We start from the raw sequence: 16,222 nt of genomic DNA on the forward strand, positions 1-16,222 counted from the left end.
CGACATTACGACGATAGGGAACATGCCTTTCGGCCAACCCCCTCCGGCAAAGCTAAAGCCCTGGTAGCGCAGCAATTCTGGTGGCGATCAACGCGTACGCCCTTGCGCTGTCGGTCAATTGCTGCACGGCCACCGATTCGTCCGGCCGATGTGCCTGGTTTTCGATCTCCCCCGGACCGAGCACGACGGTGTCGATACCCATCTGATGTGCCACGAAACCACCATCGCACGATGCGGTCCAAATGTCAGTTAATTCGGCAGGAGTGGAGCCCGCGGAACGACCATTCGGTACAAATCGGGCGTCTATGACCGATTGCACTGCGGTGGTGACCAATCCGTGGTTCACGCTGGTCAAATACCCCGGCATTTCCATCGAGATCGTGATGTCGACATCGATTCCGGAGCCGGTCAGTTCCGCCGATTCGATGCGCGACCGCAGGTCGCCGACCACACCGGCAGCGCTCTCACCCGGCAGGAGCCGACGATCGACGGTGAGCACACACCGGTCGGCAACCATCGAGGTGCCCGTGCCTCCCTCGATCGTCCCCACATTCCAGGTGGCCGGGCCCAGATCGGGGTCGGGGTTGGCATCCAACTCCGCCTGCGAGCCCTCGATGATCCCGATGATCCGCGCTGCGGCCGAGATGGCGTTGGCTCCGTTGCGCGGCTGCCCCGCATGCGCAGACCGGCCCCGAACTTCGATCTCGATATTCGCCGCACCTCGGCACCCGACGATCGTGACCAGGTCCGTCGGCTCTGCCACCACGCAGCAACTGTAATTTCGTTGCTCCGACTCGGCGACGAACGCTCGGATACCGAGGCCGGTGTCCTCCTCGTCGACCAGACAGGCCAGAGTCATCGGATGCTCGTCCGCAAGCCCTGCACGATGCACTGCGGCCATCGCCGCCACCACCGCGGCCAGGCCGCCCTTCATATCGCAGGCCCCGCGACCGACGATGCGGCCATCCCTGACCACCGCGGAGAAGGGGTCCGTGGTCCAGCCCGTTCCTGCGGGAACCACGTCGGAATGACCGACGAACAGCACACCTGGTCGCTCGGCCGATCCGATCGACACGAAGACGTTGGGCCTGCCAGGAGCTACCTCGACAGTCCGAACGTCGAATCCCAGTGCCCGACAGTGTTCGGCAAGAACTTTCGCCGTCGCTTCTTCGGTGTCACCCGGATTCTCACCGCCCGCGTCGATCAACGACGTAGTCAGAGAAACGATTTCCTGCGCGTCTATCGAATCGAGCAGGGTCCGTTCGGAACTCGTGACCGTCATCGAGTGGGGTCGGAGGCCAGCAGGTGCTTGGACTTCTCCACCGCCACAGCGAGCCGTCTGATTCCCTCGTCGATTCGTTCGGGAGTGGACGAGGCGAAGCACAGCCGCAGCGAATCATGGAACTTTCCGCCCACCGACAACGCCGGTCCGGGAATGTAGGCCACTCCCTCGGCCAGCGCCGTTTCGAACAGGTCCTGCGTCGAGAAGTCGACATCGTTGCCGCGCAACGTCGCCCAGAGGAAGAACCCTCCCTCGGGATCCGTCGTCGACATCGACTCGCCGAAGTGCTTGGCGATGCTGTTCTGCATCGCGACCTTGCGGGGCAGGTACACCGAGGCCAACGATCGAAGATGCTCGTCGAGCAGGCCGCGCCGGATGTACTCGGCCACCATCCGCTGACCGGGCAGATTGGTGCACGTGTCCATGGCCTGTTTGGCGTTGATGATCATGTGCCGAGCCTCGGGGGCGGCGTCCACCCAGCCCACTCGCAGGCCAGGAGCGATCATCTTGGAAAAGGTCCGTACCGAGAAGATCAACGGATCGTTCGGACTGAGCGCGCCGAAACTGGGAATCGGATCACCCGAGAATCGGAGCAGGCCGTACGGATCGTCGTCCAGAATCACCGAACCCCACTGGTGTGCAAGCTCGATGAGCAGCCGTCGACGTTCGAGCGACAGGGTGACCCCGGACGGGTTCTGGAAGTTGGGGATGACGTAGATCATCTTCGGTAGTCGACCTGCGCGCTCGACGAGCTCGGGCAACGCCTCGACGATGAGGCCGTCACTGTCCATCGGGGCTTCGAGAATGTCGCCTCCGTAGCTGAGCACGGTGGCGGTTCCGTTGGTGTACGTGGGACTTTCGACGATAACCAGGTCACCCGGATCGATGAACAACTTGCATGCGATGTCGAGCCCCTGCATTCCGCCGGAGGTGATCACCACACGCTCCTCGGACGTGGGTTCGCCCACCGAATCGAGATAGGAGAGCAACGCATCGAGCAGGCCGGGGTCGCCTTCGGTGGCACCGTAGTCGAACGCGTCCGCGGTGAGCACACTGCCGGCGATCTCGGTGAACGCCGCAGCCGGAACCGTCTCGGCCGCAGGCGATCCCATTGCGAATCGAACGATGTCGTGTTTCTGTGCGGCGAGCAGCGATGTCGACGAGTCGATCACGGACCCGACCAGCTTGTCGGTTCGGAGGGCCCAGGGAATGGCAGGAGTGGAGCCTGCGGAACGACCCTTTGCGGCAGGAGTGGAGCCTGCGGAACGATTTTGGGTGGCAGGAGTGGAGCCTGCGGAACGACCGGTTGGGGCAGGAGTGGAGCCTGCGGAACGACCTTGGGTGGATGCGGTCATGCTCACTCCTTCGTCAGTAGTTCTCGGGGGTACGCGGTGAAGGTTTCGAGGCCGTTCTCGGTGACGCGAACGGCCTCGGATACCTCGTATCCGTAGTCGTCCATCCACATTCCGCCGATGATGTGGAAGGTCATGTTCTCGGCGAGTACCGTCTCGTCGTCGGTTCGCAGGCTCACGGTGCGCTCACCCCAGTCGGGTGCGTAGGCGATGCCGATCGAGTAGCCGATGCGCGACGGCTTGTGCAGTCCGTGCTTGGCCAAGCTCGTGTTCCATACCTGCGCCAGGTCGGTGGCGGTGACGCCGGCCCGCACGGTCGCAAGCACGTCGTTCAATGCTTCTCCGGTGGACTTGGCGAGGTAATCCAAACGCGGACTTGGCTTTCCGAGCACGATCGTGCGTGCCATCGGGATGTGGTAGCGCCGGAACACCCCGGCCAGTTCGACGACGGTGGTCTCGCCCCGCACGAAGGGTTGGTGCGACCAGGTCAGATGCGGGGTGTCGGCTCCGGCTCCGGTGGGCAGCATCGGCACGATGGCCGGATGGTCGCCGCCGAACTCCGCGGTGCCGCGCACCTGTGCGTTCATGATGGCGGCGGCCGCGTCGCACTGCCGTTCACCGACCGAGATCGACTGGTACGCAGCCGACATCGCTGCTTCGCAGACCGTCGCGGCACCGCGCATCAGGGCGATCTCCGCGGGCGACTTGACCACACGTACCCAGTTGATGAGCTCGTAGGAGTCGGTGAAGCGGTATTCGGGCAGCGACTTCACCAGGGCCTCGAATGCCTTGGGACTGAAGTAGTACGAGTCCATCTCCAGACCCACCTGGCCGTGCTCGAAGTTGTTCACCAGTCCCAGTTCACGCAGCTTCGCGGCAACCCAGACGAAGGGGTGAGTGTCCCTGCGCTGCACGAACGTTTCGGGGTAGCCGAACGTCCGATCCTGCGGCAGCCACGACGTGCGAAACGCTCCGTTGGCGTCCATCTCACGGGCGAAGAAGTACATCTCGCCGTCGAGAGGCACGTACAGCATCTGCGGGGTGTAGAACGAGAGCGCGTTGTACCCCAGCAGGTAGTAGAGATTGGCGGGATCGGTGACGATCAGCGCCGTGAGGTGCTGCGCTGCCATCCGCTCTCGGACGGCAGCGAGCCGGGCGGCGTACTCCTCGTCGGTGAACGTGATCGGCGTGCTGTTCGGAACATCGGGGTACCGAGCCAGGCCGGGAGCGGCCCGTCCTGTGGTCTCGTCGGGTCCGAGTGCGGTGACGTAGGCGGCGTCGGGTGAGTCGTTCACGGGCACCCCCTTCGGTGGGGTCGATTTAGTAGATTGTTGACAATCAGGCTAAGCGCTGATGTGAGGGGTGCGCAAGACTTCGGATGTAAATGCTGTGTTGCGGGGCCGGTGACTATCCCGGCGTGGCCAAAGCCGAGTGTTCGGCCTGCTCCTCGACCATGGCACGGGTCAGGTCGTGGATAGCGGTGTCCATGTGCTCGTGCACGCCCTTTTCCAATGCGTCCCAATCCGAACCGAGCAACAGGTCGACGATCAGCTGGTGTTCCTCCACCAACGCCTCGGGCCGGTAGTACGCGGTTTCGAGGTTGGCCATGCAGATACGCGCCTCCGCAGCGAGCGTGGCGTACATTCGCGACATCCGGCTGTTACGCGTCGCCCCGACCAGGGCAGTGTGAAACGCCAGATCTCGTTCGGCAAGACCTCGCCAATCTGCGCGATCGATGAACGGCTGCATCTGCATCACGATGGCCGAGAGCTCGTCGGCCACCGACACCAAGTGGGCGCGATCCCCGTGCACCAGAGTCCATGCGGCACCGACCTCGATCGCCGCGCGGGATTCGTAGATCTCGGTGACATCCTCACTGCTCAGCTCGACGACGAACACGCCTCGATTCCGGTAGCTGACGAGCAGCCCCTCCTGATTGAGGCGCTGTAGCGCCTCCCGCACCGGTCCCCGCGAGATCTCGAGTTCCGCAGCGACGTTGGCCTCGTTGATCTGCTCCCCCGGAGCGTAGGACCCGTCGATGATGCGGTCGCGAATCTGGTCGGCAATGACCATCGACGTGTTGCGTGCGTCGATGGGCGTCAATCGTCTCGAACTGGGCATGATCGAAAACCTCTCTCAGCCTCGGGGAATGGCGAAATATTTGTACTCCAGAAACTCGTCTATTCCGACTTTTCCGCCTTCGCGGCCGAGTCCGGACTGTTTGACGCCACCGAACGGCGCAGCCGGATTCGAGACCAACCCGGTGTTGAGACCGACCATGCCCACCTCCAGGCGCTCCCCCATCCGTAGAGCCCGGTCGATGTCCTGGGTGAACACATACCCGACGAGTCCCCACTCGGTGTCGTTCGCCAGGGCGATCACCTCGTCCTCGGTGTCGAACGGGACGATTGCGGCCACCGGTCCGAAGATTTCCTGAGACATCAGATCCGAGGCCGCGTCGACGTCGGTGAGGACCGTCGGAGGATAGAAGTAGCCGGGCCCGTCCGGAGCCGCTCCCCCGACGACGGCACGCGCGCCACGCCCGAGGGCGTCGTCGACGAGTGTCTGAACCTTGGTGCGGCCCGCGTCGTCGATCAGCGGACCCACCTCGGTACCGTGCGCACTACCGGCCCCCACCGTCAGCGCACCCATGCGCTCGGCGAGCTGCTCCGCGAACTGCGCTGTGACACTGCGGTGTACGAAGAACCGGTTGGCCGCGGTGCATGCCTCCCCCATGTTGCGCATCTTGGCGACCATGGCACCGTCGACAGCGCGTCCGACGTCCGCGTCGTCCATGACGATGAAGGGTGCGTTGCCGCCGAGCTCCATCGACGTGCGCATCACCGTCGATGCAGCTTGCTCGAGCAGGATCTTGCCCACGGCAGTCGATCCGGTGAAGCTGATCTTGCGGGCCGCACCGCCCCTCATCCACGAGCCCACCACGCCCGACGCGTCGGTGGTGGTCACAACGTTGACCACTCCTGTCGGAACACCCGCATCCTCGAGTATCCGGGCGAGCGCCAGCGCTGTCAGCGGCGTTTGTTCGGCGGGTTTGAACACGACGGTGCAGCCGGCCGCCAAGGCCGGGCCGATCTTGCGAGTTCCCATGGCCAGGGGGAAGTTCCACGGAGTGACGAGGATGCACGGCCCCACCGGTGCGCGGGTGACCACGATGCGGTTCTTGCCATCACCGGTGAGGGTGTGATCGCCCGAGATGCGCACCGCTTCCTCGGAGAACCAGCGGAAGAACTCTGCACCGTACGCCACCTCACCACGAGCGTCGGCCAACGGCTTACCCATTTCTGCCGTGATGATCGCGGCGAGCTCCTCTTGCCGCGCCATGATCAATTCGTATGCGGTACGGAGGATTTCGCTACGTGCCCGCGGCGGCGTCGCGGCCCAGTCGGAGGCTGCGGCGACCGCCGCAGCCATGGCCTTCTCGGCATCGTCGATGCCGCCGTCGGCGACGCTGGCGATGACCTCACCACTGGCGGGGTCGATCACGTCGAACCGGGCATCCGATGCTGCGGCCGTCCACTCGCCTCCGATGAACAGTTCGGTCGGAGCAGTGATGGTAGGGCGAGTGAGGCTGGAGGTCGAACTGGCGGTCATGGCCGCGGTCCTTTCGTCGAACGTGGGTCGAGTATCTGCGCCAGGTGTACGGACGCACCGCTCGTCGGATCACCGGTGAGTTGACGCACCTGCATGTGGCAGCTGAATCCGTCGGTCAGAATCGGCGTGTCCGGCTCGGCCTCACGCAGTGCAGGCGCGAGGGCCTGTTCGGCAACCTCCATGCTGAGCTCGTAGTGACGCTTCTCGAAGCCGAAATTGCCTGCCACGCCGCAGCACCCGGTAGCTTCCCGTACCGCCTCGATACCAACGGCCGCCAACGCCGTGCGCTGGGTGGCGTTGCCGAACACCGCGTATTCGTGGCAGTGGGTCTGCACGGTGACCGAGGCGGGAACCTCACCCGACGGTGCCCACCCGGTCTCGGCCTGATCGATCACCGCTCCCGCGAAACTCTGCACCCGCGCCGCGACCCGTCTCGCTGCCGCAGTGGGAACCAGCTCCGGCATGTCCTTGCGGAACGCCGCCGCACAGCTCGGTTCGGTGACGACGATGGGTCGGTCGGTGCCGTCGTCGAGAGCGGCAACGGCTTTCGTGAGTTGCTTGCGGGCGGCCTTCAGCTGACCCGTCGAAATCCAGGTCAGCCCACAGCACACGTCGGTCCGGCAGTCGGTGCTGCGACCCGAATCCTCGAGCACGCGCTGCGCCGCGCCCGCGACCTCGGGTCGAAAACCCTGGGTGAAGGTGTCGACGATCAGCACGACATCGGCGTCGCGGCCACCTCCTACACGGACTTCGCGAGCCAGTGCCTTCGCCGATGCGAATCGGGGCAGCGGCCGCTCGGTGGTGAGCCCACCGAGTCGAGCGGCCAACGCTGCGATGCGCGGGGTGAGCAGACGATTGAGCAGGGGTGCCGTTCGCTGCGTCACCTTCAGCCAGCGAGGCAACCAGCCCAGCGAATAGTGCGAGAGTGGTCGCACCCGACCCGCGTAGTGATGATCGAGGAACTCCGATTTGTACGTCGCCATATCGACTCCGACCGGGCAGTCCGAGGAACAGGCCTTGCAGGACAGGCACAGGTCCAACGACTCTGCCACGTCCTTCGAGGCCCACCCGTCGGCGACGGTCGGCGAGCTGCGCACCATCTCCTGCAGCACTCGGGCGCGGCCGCGAGTGGAATCCTTCTCGTCGCCCGTCGCGCGGAAGCTCGGGCACATGACGCCTCCGGAGGTGGTGCGGCACTTACCGACACCGACACACGATTGGGTGGCGTGAACGAAAGGATCCAGATCCTCTCGCGTTCCGATCTGGTGCAGATCGAAGGTCGTCTTCCATTCCCGCTTCGGGATGCCCTGCAGCATGAGGTTGTCCATCATCGGTTCGGGGTCGGTGATCGACCCCGGGTTGAGAATCCCGCGTGGATCCCAGATGCGCTTGAACCGCGCGAACGCGTCGAGCATGCGGGGTGAGTACATCACCGGCAACAGCTCCGAGCGGGCCCGGCCGTCACCGTGCTCACCGGACAGACTGCCGCCGTGCTTGACCACCACCCGCGCGGCGGCGCGCAGGAAGTCGTACATCACTCGACGCCCGGCATCGGTGCGCTGATCGAACGTGATGCGCACGTGCATGCACCCCGCACCGAAGTGCCCGTACATCACGCCCGTCAGATCATGCTCGGCCAGAAGCGAATTGAGATCGGCGAGATAAGCGGACAGGTTCTCGGGTGCGACGGCCGCGTCCTCCCAGCCACCCCAGGACTCGACCCCACTGGACAGGCGGGTCGCCAGACCGGCGCCGTCCTCGCGTACCCGCCACAGCGCTGTTCGATCGGCCGGGTCGGCGACGATGCGGCCTTCCTTGACGCGGCCGAGGCGACCGAGCGCCTCGAGCAGACGAGCGGCCTTGTCCTCCACCTCGGCGGTGTCGGCTCCGTCGAGATCGACGTAGAGCCAGGCGTTTCCCGCCGGCAGACCGCGGATGGAATCCGGTCCGCGCCGGTACTCCATCGTCTGCGCGATGTTGTCGTCGATACCCTCCACCGCGGCAGGCGAGAACTCGAGAATGGCCGTCACGTCGGCTGCAGCAGCCACCACATCGTCGTATCCGAGGCAGAGCAACAACGCGGCCGAAGGCACGGGTACGACGGCGACGGTGACCGAGACGATCACCGCGCACGTGCCCTCGCTGCCGACGAGCGCACGGGCGACGTCGAATCCGTTCTCGGGCAGTAGATGCGACAGATGAAATCCGGAGACCTGTCGCGGTATGCGGCCCAACTCCACCCTGAAGAGAGCGAGGTTGTCCGCCGCCAGCTCGTGCAGCTCGCGCGAAATACGTTCGGCCGCATCGGTTGCTGCCGAATCCTCCGAATTCACTGCCTCCACACCGCTACGGGTCACGCGAAGAAGATGCCCGTCGGCGGTGACCACGTCCATGGCCACCGTGTGGTCGGCCGTCCGGCCGTATCGCACCGAGTGATTGCCGCATGCGTCGTTACCGACAGCCCCGCCTACTGTCGCGCGTGTCTTGCTGGACGGGTCGGGGGCGAACGTGAACGACCCCGACGTACGCGCCACCAGCTCCCGCTGCAACTCCGAGATCACGATTCCCGGTTCCACCACCGCCGTCCGCGAGTCGGTGTCCACCGAGATCACGCGATTCATGTGGCGGGAGAAGTCGAGCACGATTCCGCGGCCTATCGCGTTGCCTGCCATGGACGTTCCGCCGCCGCGACCGATGACCGGCACTCCCGCGGCCTCGCACAGAACCACTACGGCAGCAACGTCGTCGGCGCTGCGCGGGAAGACGACGGCCGCAGGGGGAATTCGGTAGTTCGACGCGTCGTACGAGTACTCGGCGAGCCGCCGCGACGAGTCGTCGATCTCGATGCCCAATTCCAGCACGCGCTGCACGAGTGCCGGAACTGGAGACCGAACGGAAGCAGCCGTCACAGCACGTTCTTCAGCGTGCGCGACAATGCGTCGAGGCCCTGCCGCATCTCGTCGTCGCTCACGATCAGCGCCGGGATGATCCGGACCACGTTGCCGAGCGCACCACAGGTGAGCAGCAACAGCCCCTCGTCGATCGCACCCTGTTGTACGCGCAGGGCGGCCGCAGCGTCCGGATTTCCTGCGCCGTCGACGAATTCGAGTGCCTGCATCAAGCCGAGTCCACGTGCATCGCCGATGGCAGCGTGCTCCGACTTCAGTGCGAGCAGGCCGTCGAGCAGAACGTCGCCCTGCGCTGCCGCGTTGGCGACCAGCCCCTCCTCGCGCACGACATCGAGCGTCGCGACACCCGCCGCAGCGGCGACGGCGTTGCCGCCGTAGGTTCCGCCCTGCGATCCGGGCCACGCCTTGCCCATCAACTCGGTCGATGCCGCGATAGCGGAGATGGGGAAGCCGCTGGCCAGGCCTTTTGCGGTGATGACGATGTCTGGTGTGATCGTCGAATGCTGGTGCCCCCAGAACTTGCCGGTGCGGCCGACTCCTGCTTGCACCTCGTCGACGATGAGGACGATGCCATGGGTGTCCGCGCGTTCGCGGAGTCCCTCGAGAAACTCGGGAGGCGTGGGCAGGTAGCCGCCGTCGCCGAGTACCGGTTCGATGATGAACGCAGCGGTATCGGCGGGACTGGACATCGTCATGAGCAGGTAGTCGAGTTCCTTCAGCGCGAAGGCAACTGCGGTGTCCATGTCCCAGCCGTACCGGAAGGCGTACGGGAACGGCGCGATGTGCACGCCGCCCATGATCGGCGAGAATCCGGAACGGAACTTGGTGCCCGCGGTGGTCAGCGACGCCGCCGCCACCGTGCGTCCGTGGAATCCCCCGTGGAACGCAATGATGTTGGGCCGTCCGGTCGCCATGCGCGCCAACCGAATCGATGCCTCGACGGCCTCGGAGCCGGAGTTCGCATAGAAGACACTGTCCAGACCGGCGGGCAACACCTCGCCCAGCTTGTCGGTCAACGCGAGCAGCGGTTGGTGCATGACGGTCGTGTACTGCGCGTGGATGATCTTGCCCACCTGCTCTCGGGCAGCCTCGACCACGCGCGGGTGGCAGTGACCGGTACTGGTGACGCCGATCCCGGTGGTGAAGTCGAGGTACTTGCGCCCGTCCGTACCGATGATCCAGCTGCCCTTTCCGTGATCGACGACGATCGGAGTCGCCTGCTTGAGTGCCGGGCTGAGGTGGGTGCGAGTCGACGCTGTCATGACTGCCATCGTCACCGAACAGATTCGGATTGTCAACAATCTGCAATTGGCAGCTGAGAATCGGGGCAACCAGCGGAGCGCTACAGTTCGGCGATGTCCGCCTCGAACCCCCGCATCGTCGTGCTCGGCAGCGTCAACATGGATCTGATCACCCGGACGCCGTCCCTGCCCGATCCCGGCGAAACCGTGCTCGGCACATCGTTCACCACATCGCCCGGCGGCAAAGGCTCCAACCAGGCCATCGCCGCCGCGAAGGCAGGCGTTTCGGTGGCGTTCATCGGAGCGGTCGGGGACGACGAATTCGGAGCGACACTGCGACACACCGTCTCGAGCGCGGGCGTCGACGACCGCGCACTACGTACGGCAGCGGGTTCGAGCGGCATCGCCGCCATCACCGTCGACGATCGGGCCGAGAACAGCATCGTCGTCGTTCCCGGGGCCAACCAACACGTGCGCGACCTCACCGAAGACGACCTCGCAGTCATCGCCGAGGCCGATATCCTCCTGTGTCAGTTGGAGATTCCCCTGGACACCGTGGTCGCCGCATTCGAGTACGCACGCTCTCGCGGCGTGGTGACGATGCTGAACCCGTCGCCGGTGCGGGATCTGCCCGACGCACTGGTGGCAGCCACCGAGGTACTGGTGGTCAACGAAGCCGAGGAAGCTCGTCTCGGACACCGGGTGAACGAGGTGCCCCACGTGATCACCACACTCGGTGCACGGGGCGCCCGATACCGCGGCACGGAATCGTTCGAGGTCTCCGCGCCACGCGTCGACGCCGTCGACACCACCGGTGCCGGCGACGCATTCGCCGGAGCCCTGGCCGCGTCCTGGTTCAGCGGACCGCGCGCATCGGTCGAATGGGCCTGCGCCGCGGGCTCTTTCGCTGCGACCAGACCGGGCGCGAGCGCATCCTCGGGCACTCGTGACGAGATCGACGCAGTGCGGGACGCGGCCACCCGACGATAGGCCCGAACGTCGACGAACCCCGACTGCCGAGACGGACGCGCCTACCGTGATGGCCTCGGAATCGAGGTGCAGGGTGCACGGGTCCCGTGTCGGCCGGCATCGATTCGGAATCCGGATCGACTCTCGCTGATTCGCTCGAGCTGCAGAGTACGACCGTTTCCCACCGGCCCGCGTTCCATGTCGGACGCTTACTGCACGATGGAGCCCATGACAACGACCACGGAGCCTACGACCGGGAACTTGCGCGAGAGCGCCGAGGAGTTGCTGCGCGAACTCGCCGGCCCCGACGCTGTGCTGCGGGAAGACCAGTGGACGGCCATCGAGGCTCTCGTCGTGCACCGGCGGCGAGCGCTGGTGGTGCAGCGGACCGGTTGGGGCAAATCGGCTGTCTACTTCATCGCGGCGAAGCTGTTGCGCGCACAGGGCTTGGGGCCGACGGTGATCGTGTCCCCACTGTTGGCGTTGATGCGCAACCAGGTTGCGTCCGCCGAGCGGGCAGGCGTCCGGGCGGCCACCATCAACTCCGGCAACATGACCGAATGGGACGACATCCATCAGCAGGTCGCGTCGGGCGACCTCGATGTCCTGCTGGTCAGTCCCGAACGACTGAACAATCCGGATTTTCGCGATCAAGTGCTGCCGTCCCTTGCCGGGGATGCGGGCCTCGTCGTGGTGGACGAAGCACATTGCGTCTCGGACTGGGGCCACGACTTCCGGCCCGACTATCGACGCATACGAACACTGATCGCCGAGTTGCGTGAGGGTATCCCCGTGCTCGCGACCACTGCGACGGCAAACGACCGCGTGGTGAACGACGTCGCCGCACAATTGGGGGTCGGCGGCGGCGACACGCTTGTCCTGCGCGGCGGGCTCGCGCGAGACTCTCTGCGCATGGCTGTGGTGAAGATCGACAACGCCACCGAACGGGCGGCGTGGCTCGGCGACCACCTGAAGACGCTGCCGGGGTCGGGCATCATCTACACACTGACGGTATCGGCAGCCAAGGACCTCGCAGCGCTGCTGACCGATCAAGGCCACGTCGTGGCGTCGTACACCGGTCAGACGGACCCGACCGAACGCGAGTCTCTGGAGGGCGACCTGCTCGCCAATCGCGTCAAGGCCCTGGTCGCCACCTCCGCACTGGGCATGGGCTTCGACAAGCCCGATCTCGGATTCGTGGTGCACATGGGAGCACCATCGTCTCCGATTTCGTACTACCAGCAGGTCGGCCGTGCCGGGCGCGCGACGGAACGCGCCGACGTGGTGCTGCTTCCCGGCCACGAGGACAGGCAGATCTGGAGCTACTTCGCCTCCGTCGCATTCCCTCGCGAACATCTGGTGCGGCAGGTCATCGATGCCTTGAACACCGACAAGGCCCAGTCGACCCAGGCGCTGGAACCTCTCGTCGAGCTGGGTCGCAGCAGGCTCGAGATGGTGCTGAAGGTTCTCGACGTCGACGGCGCGGTCAGACGCGTTCGTGGCGGTTGGATGGCGACCGGGGAGCAGTGGACGTACGACGCGGCCCGGTACGAGCGTCTCGAAGAGGCCAGAGACCGCGAACAGCAGGCAATGATCGACTACCAGGGCACCGACGGCTGCCGGATGGAGTTCTTGCGGAGGCAACTCGACGACCCGGATCTGGGCGCACCCGGCAGCGAGTCCGACCGGTGCGGACGGTGCGACAACTGCACGGGTGAGCATTTGTCCGCATCGGTGGATGCGGCCTCCGTCGACTCGGCGAGGGCACGACTGGATCGGCCCGGCATCGACCTGCAGCCGAGAAAGCAGTGGCCCAGCGGGATGAAGAAGCTCGGCGTCTCGCTCTCGGGCAAGATCGCCGACCCACACGAACCCGGGCGCGTGCTGGGCCGACTCACCGACCTGGGTTGGGGCAGCCGGCTGCGCGCCCTGCTCGACGCTCCCGATGCTCCGGCCACCGAGGCGTTGGAGAAGGCGTGCATCACTGTGCTTGCCAACTGGGATTGGAAGGAACGGCCCACCGCCGTTCTCGCTCTCGACTCCCCCACCCATCCTGTGCTGGTGCGGTCGATCGCCGAGCGGTTGGCGTCCGTCGGAAAATTGAGCGATCTCGGTGTGATGCAGGTCAGGGCGGGTCATCCGCCGGTCTCGGCTGCGAATTCGGCGTTTCGCGTCGCCGGGCTGGTGGACTCGTGGGACGTTCCGGACGTATCGTCCGTGACGGGGCCGATTCTGTTGATAGATCTGGTCACCGATACGGGATGGACGTTCACGTGCGCCAACTCGGCTCTGCGATCTGCCGGTGCACAGGCGGTGCTGCCGTTCGCACTGGCGACACCGAAATAGCGGCTCGCGGGAAGCACGTGGTTTGAATTTCGTGAATGCGGGTACAGCCAGCCGGGTCACAACAATGTGACCATCATCACATTCGGCGGTTAACCTGGGGATGCATGTCCGATTCGGAGGTCGATTTCCGAGCACGCTCGATATGCCACGACGACCTTGTTACGTTTGTATTTCCCATGAAGCCCGCATTGCTGAGAAGTACCCCAGTCACTGCGCCGGACGCAGTGAAGTTTCGTAAGCCACAGATCTCCGACGGAGTCCGGCTTTGGGAGATCGCAAGAGATTCGCGAGTTCTGGACCTCAACTCCAGCTACTCGTACGTGTTGTGGTGCCGCGATTTCGCGGCCACCACCGTCGTATCCGACATCGACGGCCGCGCAGTCGGTTTCGTCACCGGATACATCCGCCAGGACGCCCCCCGCACACTGTTCGTGTGGCAGGTCGCCGTGGATGCGGACCAGCGTGGCAAGGGACTTGCCGGTCGCATGCTGATGGAGCTGCTCGACCGCCTCGAGCCACAGGGCATCACGCATCTGGAGACGACGATCAGCCCGGACAACGAAGCGTCCATCGCAACCTTCACGAGCCTCGCTCGCAAGCGAGGCACCGACATCGTCAGGTCGGATTTGTTCGCGCCCAACGATTTCCCTGATAGCCACGAAGCCGAGGAGCTCTACACAGTAGGCCCCGACGCGTCGCGGAATTACGAAAGGAACAAGCAGAACATGACCGAAAAGAACACCGTGACAACAGAGAAGCCCGATGTATTCGAGACCGTCGAGTCCGGCGTACGCAGCTACAGCCGCCAGTGGCCCGCCGTGTTCTCCACCGCGAAGAACTCGGTGATCACCGACGAGGACGGCAACGACTACCTCGACTTCTTCGGTGGCGCAGGCGCACTCAACTACGGCCACAACAACGACATGATCAAGAGCGCGTTGGTGGACTACATCACCAGCGACGGCATCACGCACGGTCTCGACATGTCGACCGTTGCCAAGCGTGAGTTCCTCGAGTCGTTCAAGAAGAACATCCTCGACCCCCGCGGCTTGGACTACAAGGTTCAGTTCCCGGGACCGACGGGCACCAACACCGTCGAGGCGGCACTGAAGTTGGCCCGCAAGGTCACCGGCCGCGAGGCAATCATCAACTTCACCAATGCATTCCACGGCATGACACTCGGCGCGCTGTCGGTCACCGGCAACTCGATGAAGCGAGCTGGCGCCGGAATCCCGTTGGTGCACACCACCCCGATGCCGTACGACAACTACTTCGGCGGCGTCACCGAGGATTTCCAGTGGTTCGAGCGAGTTCTCGACGACTCCGGCAGCGGCTTCAACCGCCCGGCTGCAGTGATCGTGGAGACCATCCAGGGCGAGGGCGGCATCAACGTCGCGCGTCCCGAGTGGCTGCGCGCGCTGGCCGAGCTCTGCTCGCGACGCGAGATCCTGCTGATCGTCGACGACGTCCAGATGGGCTGCGGCCGTACCGGGCAGTTCTTCTCGTTCGAGGAAGCCGGCATCACCCCGGACATCGTCACGCTGTCCAAGTCCATCGGCGGCTACGGCATGCCGTTGGCGCTGACTCTGTTCAAGCCCGAGCTCGACGTCTGGTCGCCCGGTGAGCACAACGGAACTTTCCGCGGGTTCAATCCGTCGTTCGTCACGGCCAAGGCAGCTATCGACCACTACTGGTCCGACGATGCCTTCGAGAAGGAAATTCTCACCAAGGGCGAGCACATCCAGGATCGATTCATCAAGCTCTGCGCCAAGTTCGACGGCATCTCGACCCGCGGTCGCGGCATGGTCCAGGCCCTGGTGTTCGACGACGCCGAGATGGCAGGCAAGGTGTCTCAGCTGTGCTACGACGAGCGACTGCTCGTCGAGACTGCAGGACCGAAGGACGAGGTCGTCAAGCTGCTCCCACCGTTGACCACGACGATGGACGAGCTCGACCGCGGTCTGGATGTCATCGAGAGCGCCGTCACCAAGGTGCTTTCCTGACGGCCCGTCCGCACCAACCGACATCGAAGGAGGACATCGTATGATCGTTCGCACCACACAGGAGATCACCGGTACCGATCGCGACATCGAGAGCGAAGACGGTAACTGGCGCAGCAAGAGAATCATTCTCGGCGGCGACAAGGTCGGCTTCTCGTTCCACGAGACGACGATCCAGGCCGGCACGGTGAACAACTTCCACTACGCCAACCACGTCGAGGCCGTCTGGCTGATCGAAGGCGAAGGAACGCTCACCGACCGCGAGACCGGCGAGACCTACGAGCTCGGTGCGGGATCGATGTACCTGCTCAACGGACACGAACGCCACACCGTCGAGCCGCGTACCAAAATGCGCATGCTCTGCGTGTTCAACCCTCCCGTCGTCGGCAACGAGACACACGACGAGAATGGCGTGTACCCCCTCGTAGAGGTACCCGCGTAACAGTCGCACTTCCCTCACGGCCCGTACCGATGCTTCCGCGTCGGTGCGGGCCGTGAGTCGTCGATACGG

Annotated in this window: 11 protein-coding genes and 1 pseudogene; 5 read left to right on the forward strand and 7 right to left on the reverse strand. The window is 64.8% G+C overall.

The features are described from left to right. Positions 1–52 precede the first annotated feature (52 nt). The 7 genes from MTX34_RS13030 to MTX34_RS13060 form a co-directional block, all read right to left on the reverse strand. On the reverse strand, positions 53–1,282 hold the full coding sequence (locus MTX34_RS13030; RefSeq protein ID WP_243609700.1) for a M20 family metallopeptidase: 1,230 nt from the start codon (positions 1,280–1,282) through the stop codon (positions 53–55). Beyond that, positions 1,279–2,637, reverse strand: coding sequence for a PLP-dependent aminotransferase family protein (locus MTX34_RS13035; RefSeq protein ID WP_279393218.1), 1,359 nt, complete (start codon positions 2,635–2,637; stop codon positions 1,279–1,281). Before MTX34_RS13035 ends, MTX34_RS13030 begins: the two co-directional genes overlap by 4 nt. A 2-nt stretch (positions 2,638–2,639) precedes the next feature. After that, positions 2,640–3,818, reverse strand: coding sequence for a M24 family metallopeptidase (locus tag MTX34_RS13040; protein ID WP_374639611.1), 1,179 nt, complete (start codon positions 3,816–3,818; stop codon positions 2,640–2,642). A 223-nt stretch (positions 3,819–4,041) separates the two neighbouring features. Continuing rightward, a complete protein-coding gene (locus MTX34_RS13045) occupies positions 4,042–4,755 on the reverse strand; it encodes a GntR family transcriptional regulator (protein ID WP_243594045.1) in 714 nt (237 codons plus the stop codon). Positions 4,756–4,770: 15 nt separating this feature from the next. Beyond that, the gene (locus MTX34_RS13050; protein ID WP_243609702.1) at positions 4,771–6,246 is read right to left on the reverse strand and encodes an NAD-dependent succinate-semialdehyde dehydrogenase; all 1,476 of its coding nucleotides are present in this window, start codon (positions 6,244–6,246) and stop codon (positions 4,771–4,773) included. Further along, entirely contained in the window at positions 6,243–9,155 is a 2,913-nt protein-coding gene (locus MTX34_RS13055; protein WP_243609703.1) for an FAD-binding and (Fe-S)-binding domain-containing protein, read from the reverse strand. The genes MTX34_RS13050 and MTX34_RS13055 overlap by 4 nt, the downstream gene beginning before the upstream one ends. After that, complete coding sequence (locus MTX34_RS13060) at positions 9,152–10,417, reverse strand: aspartate aminotransferase family protein (protein WP_243609704.1); 1,266 nt, start codon at positions 10,415–10,417, stop codon at positions 9,152–9,154. Before MTX34_RS13060 ends, MTX34_RS13055 begins: the two co-directional genes overlap by 4 nt. A 93-nt stretch (positions 10,418–10,510) precedes the next feature. On the opposite strand from MTX34_RS13060, the gene MTX34_RS13065 reads away from it, so the two are divergent. From MTX34_RS13065 to MTX34_RS13085, 5 genes and pseudogenes are all read left to right on the forward strand, one after another. Then, positions 10,511–11,386 (forward strand): ribokinase, encoded by an 876-nt coding sequence (locus tag MTX34_RS13065; RefSeq protein ID WP_243609705.1) that lies wholly within the window; start codon positions 10,511–10,513, stop codon positions 11,384–11,386. 207 nt (positions 11,387–11,593) lie between these two features. Next, complete coding sequence (locus tag MTX34_RS13070; RefSeq protein ID WP_243609706.1) at positions 11,594–13,711, forward strand: ATP-dependent DNA helicase RecQ; 2,118 nt, start codon at positions 11,594–11,596, stop codon at positions 13,709–13,711. A gap of 176 nt (positions 13,712–13,887) precedes the next feature. Then, positions 13,888–14,388 (forward strand): annotated as a pseudogene (gene ectA, locus MTX34_RS13075) (diaminobutyrate acetyltransferase); the annotation flags it as partial. Between the two features lie 66 nt (positions 14,389–14,454). After that, the gene (gene ectB / locus MTX34_RS13080; RefSeq protein ID WP_374230248.1) at positions 14,455–15,714 is read left to right on the forward strand and encodes a diaminobutyrate--2-oxoglutarate transaminase; all 1,260 of its coding nucleotides are present in this window, start codon (positions 14,455–14,457) and stop codon (positions 15,712–15,714) included. A gap of 40 nt (positions 15,715–15,754) precedes the next feature. Beyond that, complete coding sequence (locus tag MTX34_RS13085; protein WP_243594051.1) at positions 15,755–16,153, forward strand: ectoine synthase; 399 nt, start codon at positions 15,755–15,757, stop codon at positions 16,151–16,153. Positions 16,154–16,222: the final 69 nt, after the last annotated feature.

Origin of the sequence: Rhodococcus sp. ARC_M5 (genome assembly GCF_022810405.1) — a bacterium.
GTDB lineage: Bacteria > Actinomycetota > Actinomycetes > Mycobacteriales > Mycobacteriaceae > Rhodococcoides > Rhodococcoides navarretei.

Coding starts and splice junctions, on each gene's coding strand:
- MTX34_RS13030 (WP_243609700.1), bottom strand. CDS start 1,282: ATGACGGTCACGAGTTCCGAACGGACCCTGCTCGATTCGATAGACGCG.
- MTX34_RS13035 (WP_279393218.1), bottom strand. CDS start 2,637: ATGACCGCATCCACCCAAGGTCGTTCCGCAGGCTCCACTCCTGCCCCA.
- MTX34_RS13045 (WP_243594045.1), bottom strand. CDS start 4,755: ATGCCCAGTTCGAGACGATTGACGCCCATCGACGCACGCAACACGTCG.
- MTX34_RS13050 (WP_243609702.1), bottom strand. CDS start 6,246: ATGACCGCCAGTTCGACCTCCAGCCTCACTCGCCCTACCATCACTGCT.
- MTX34_RS13060 (WP_243609704.1), bottom strand. CDS start 10,417: ATGACAGCGTCGACTCGCACCCACCTCAGCCCGGCACTCAAGCAGGCG.
- MTX34_RS13065 (WP_243609705.1), top strand. CDS start 10,511: ATGTCCGCCTCGAACCCCCGCATCGTCGTGCTCGGCAGCGTCAACATG.
- MTX34_RS13070 (WP_243609706.1), top strand. CDS start 11,594: ATGACAACGACCACGGAGCCTACGACCGGGAACTTGCGCGAGAGCGCC.
- MTX34_RS13085 (WP_243594051.1), top strand. CDS start 15,755: ATGATCGTTCGCACCACACAGGAGATCACCGGTACCGATCGCGACATC.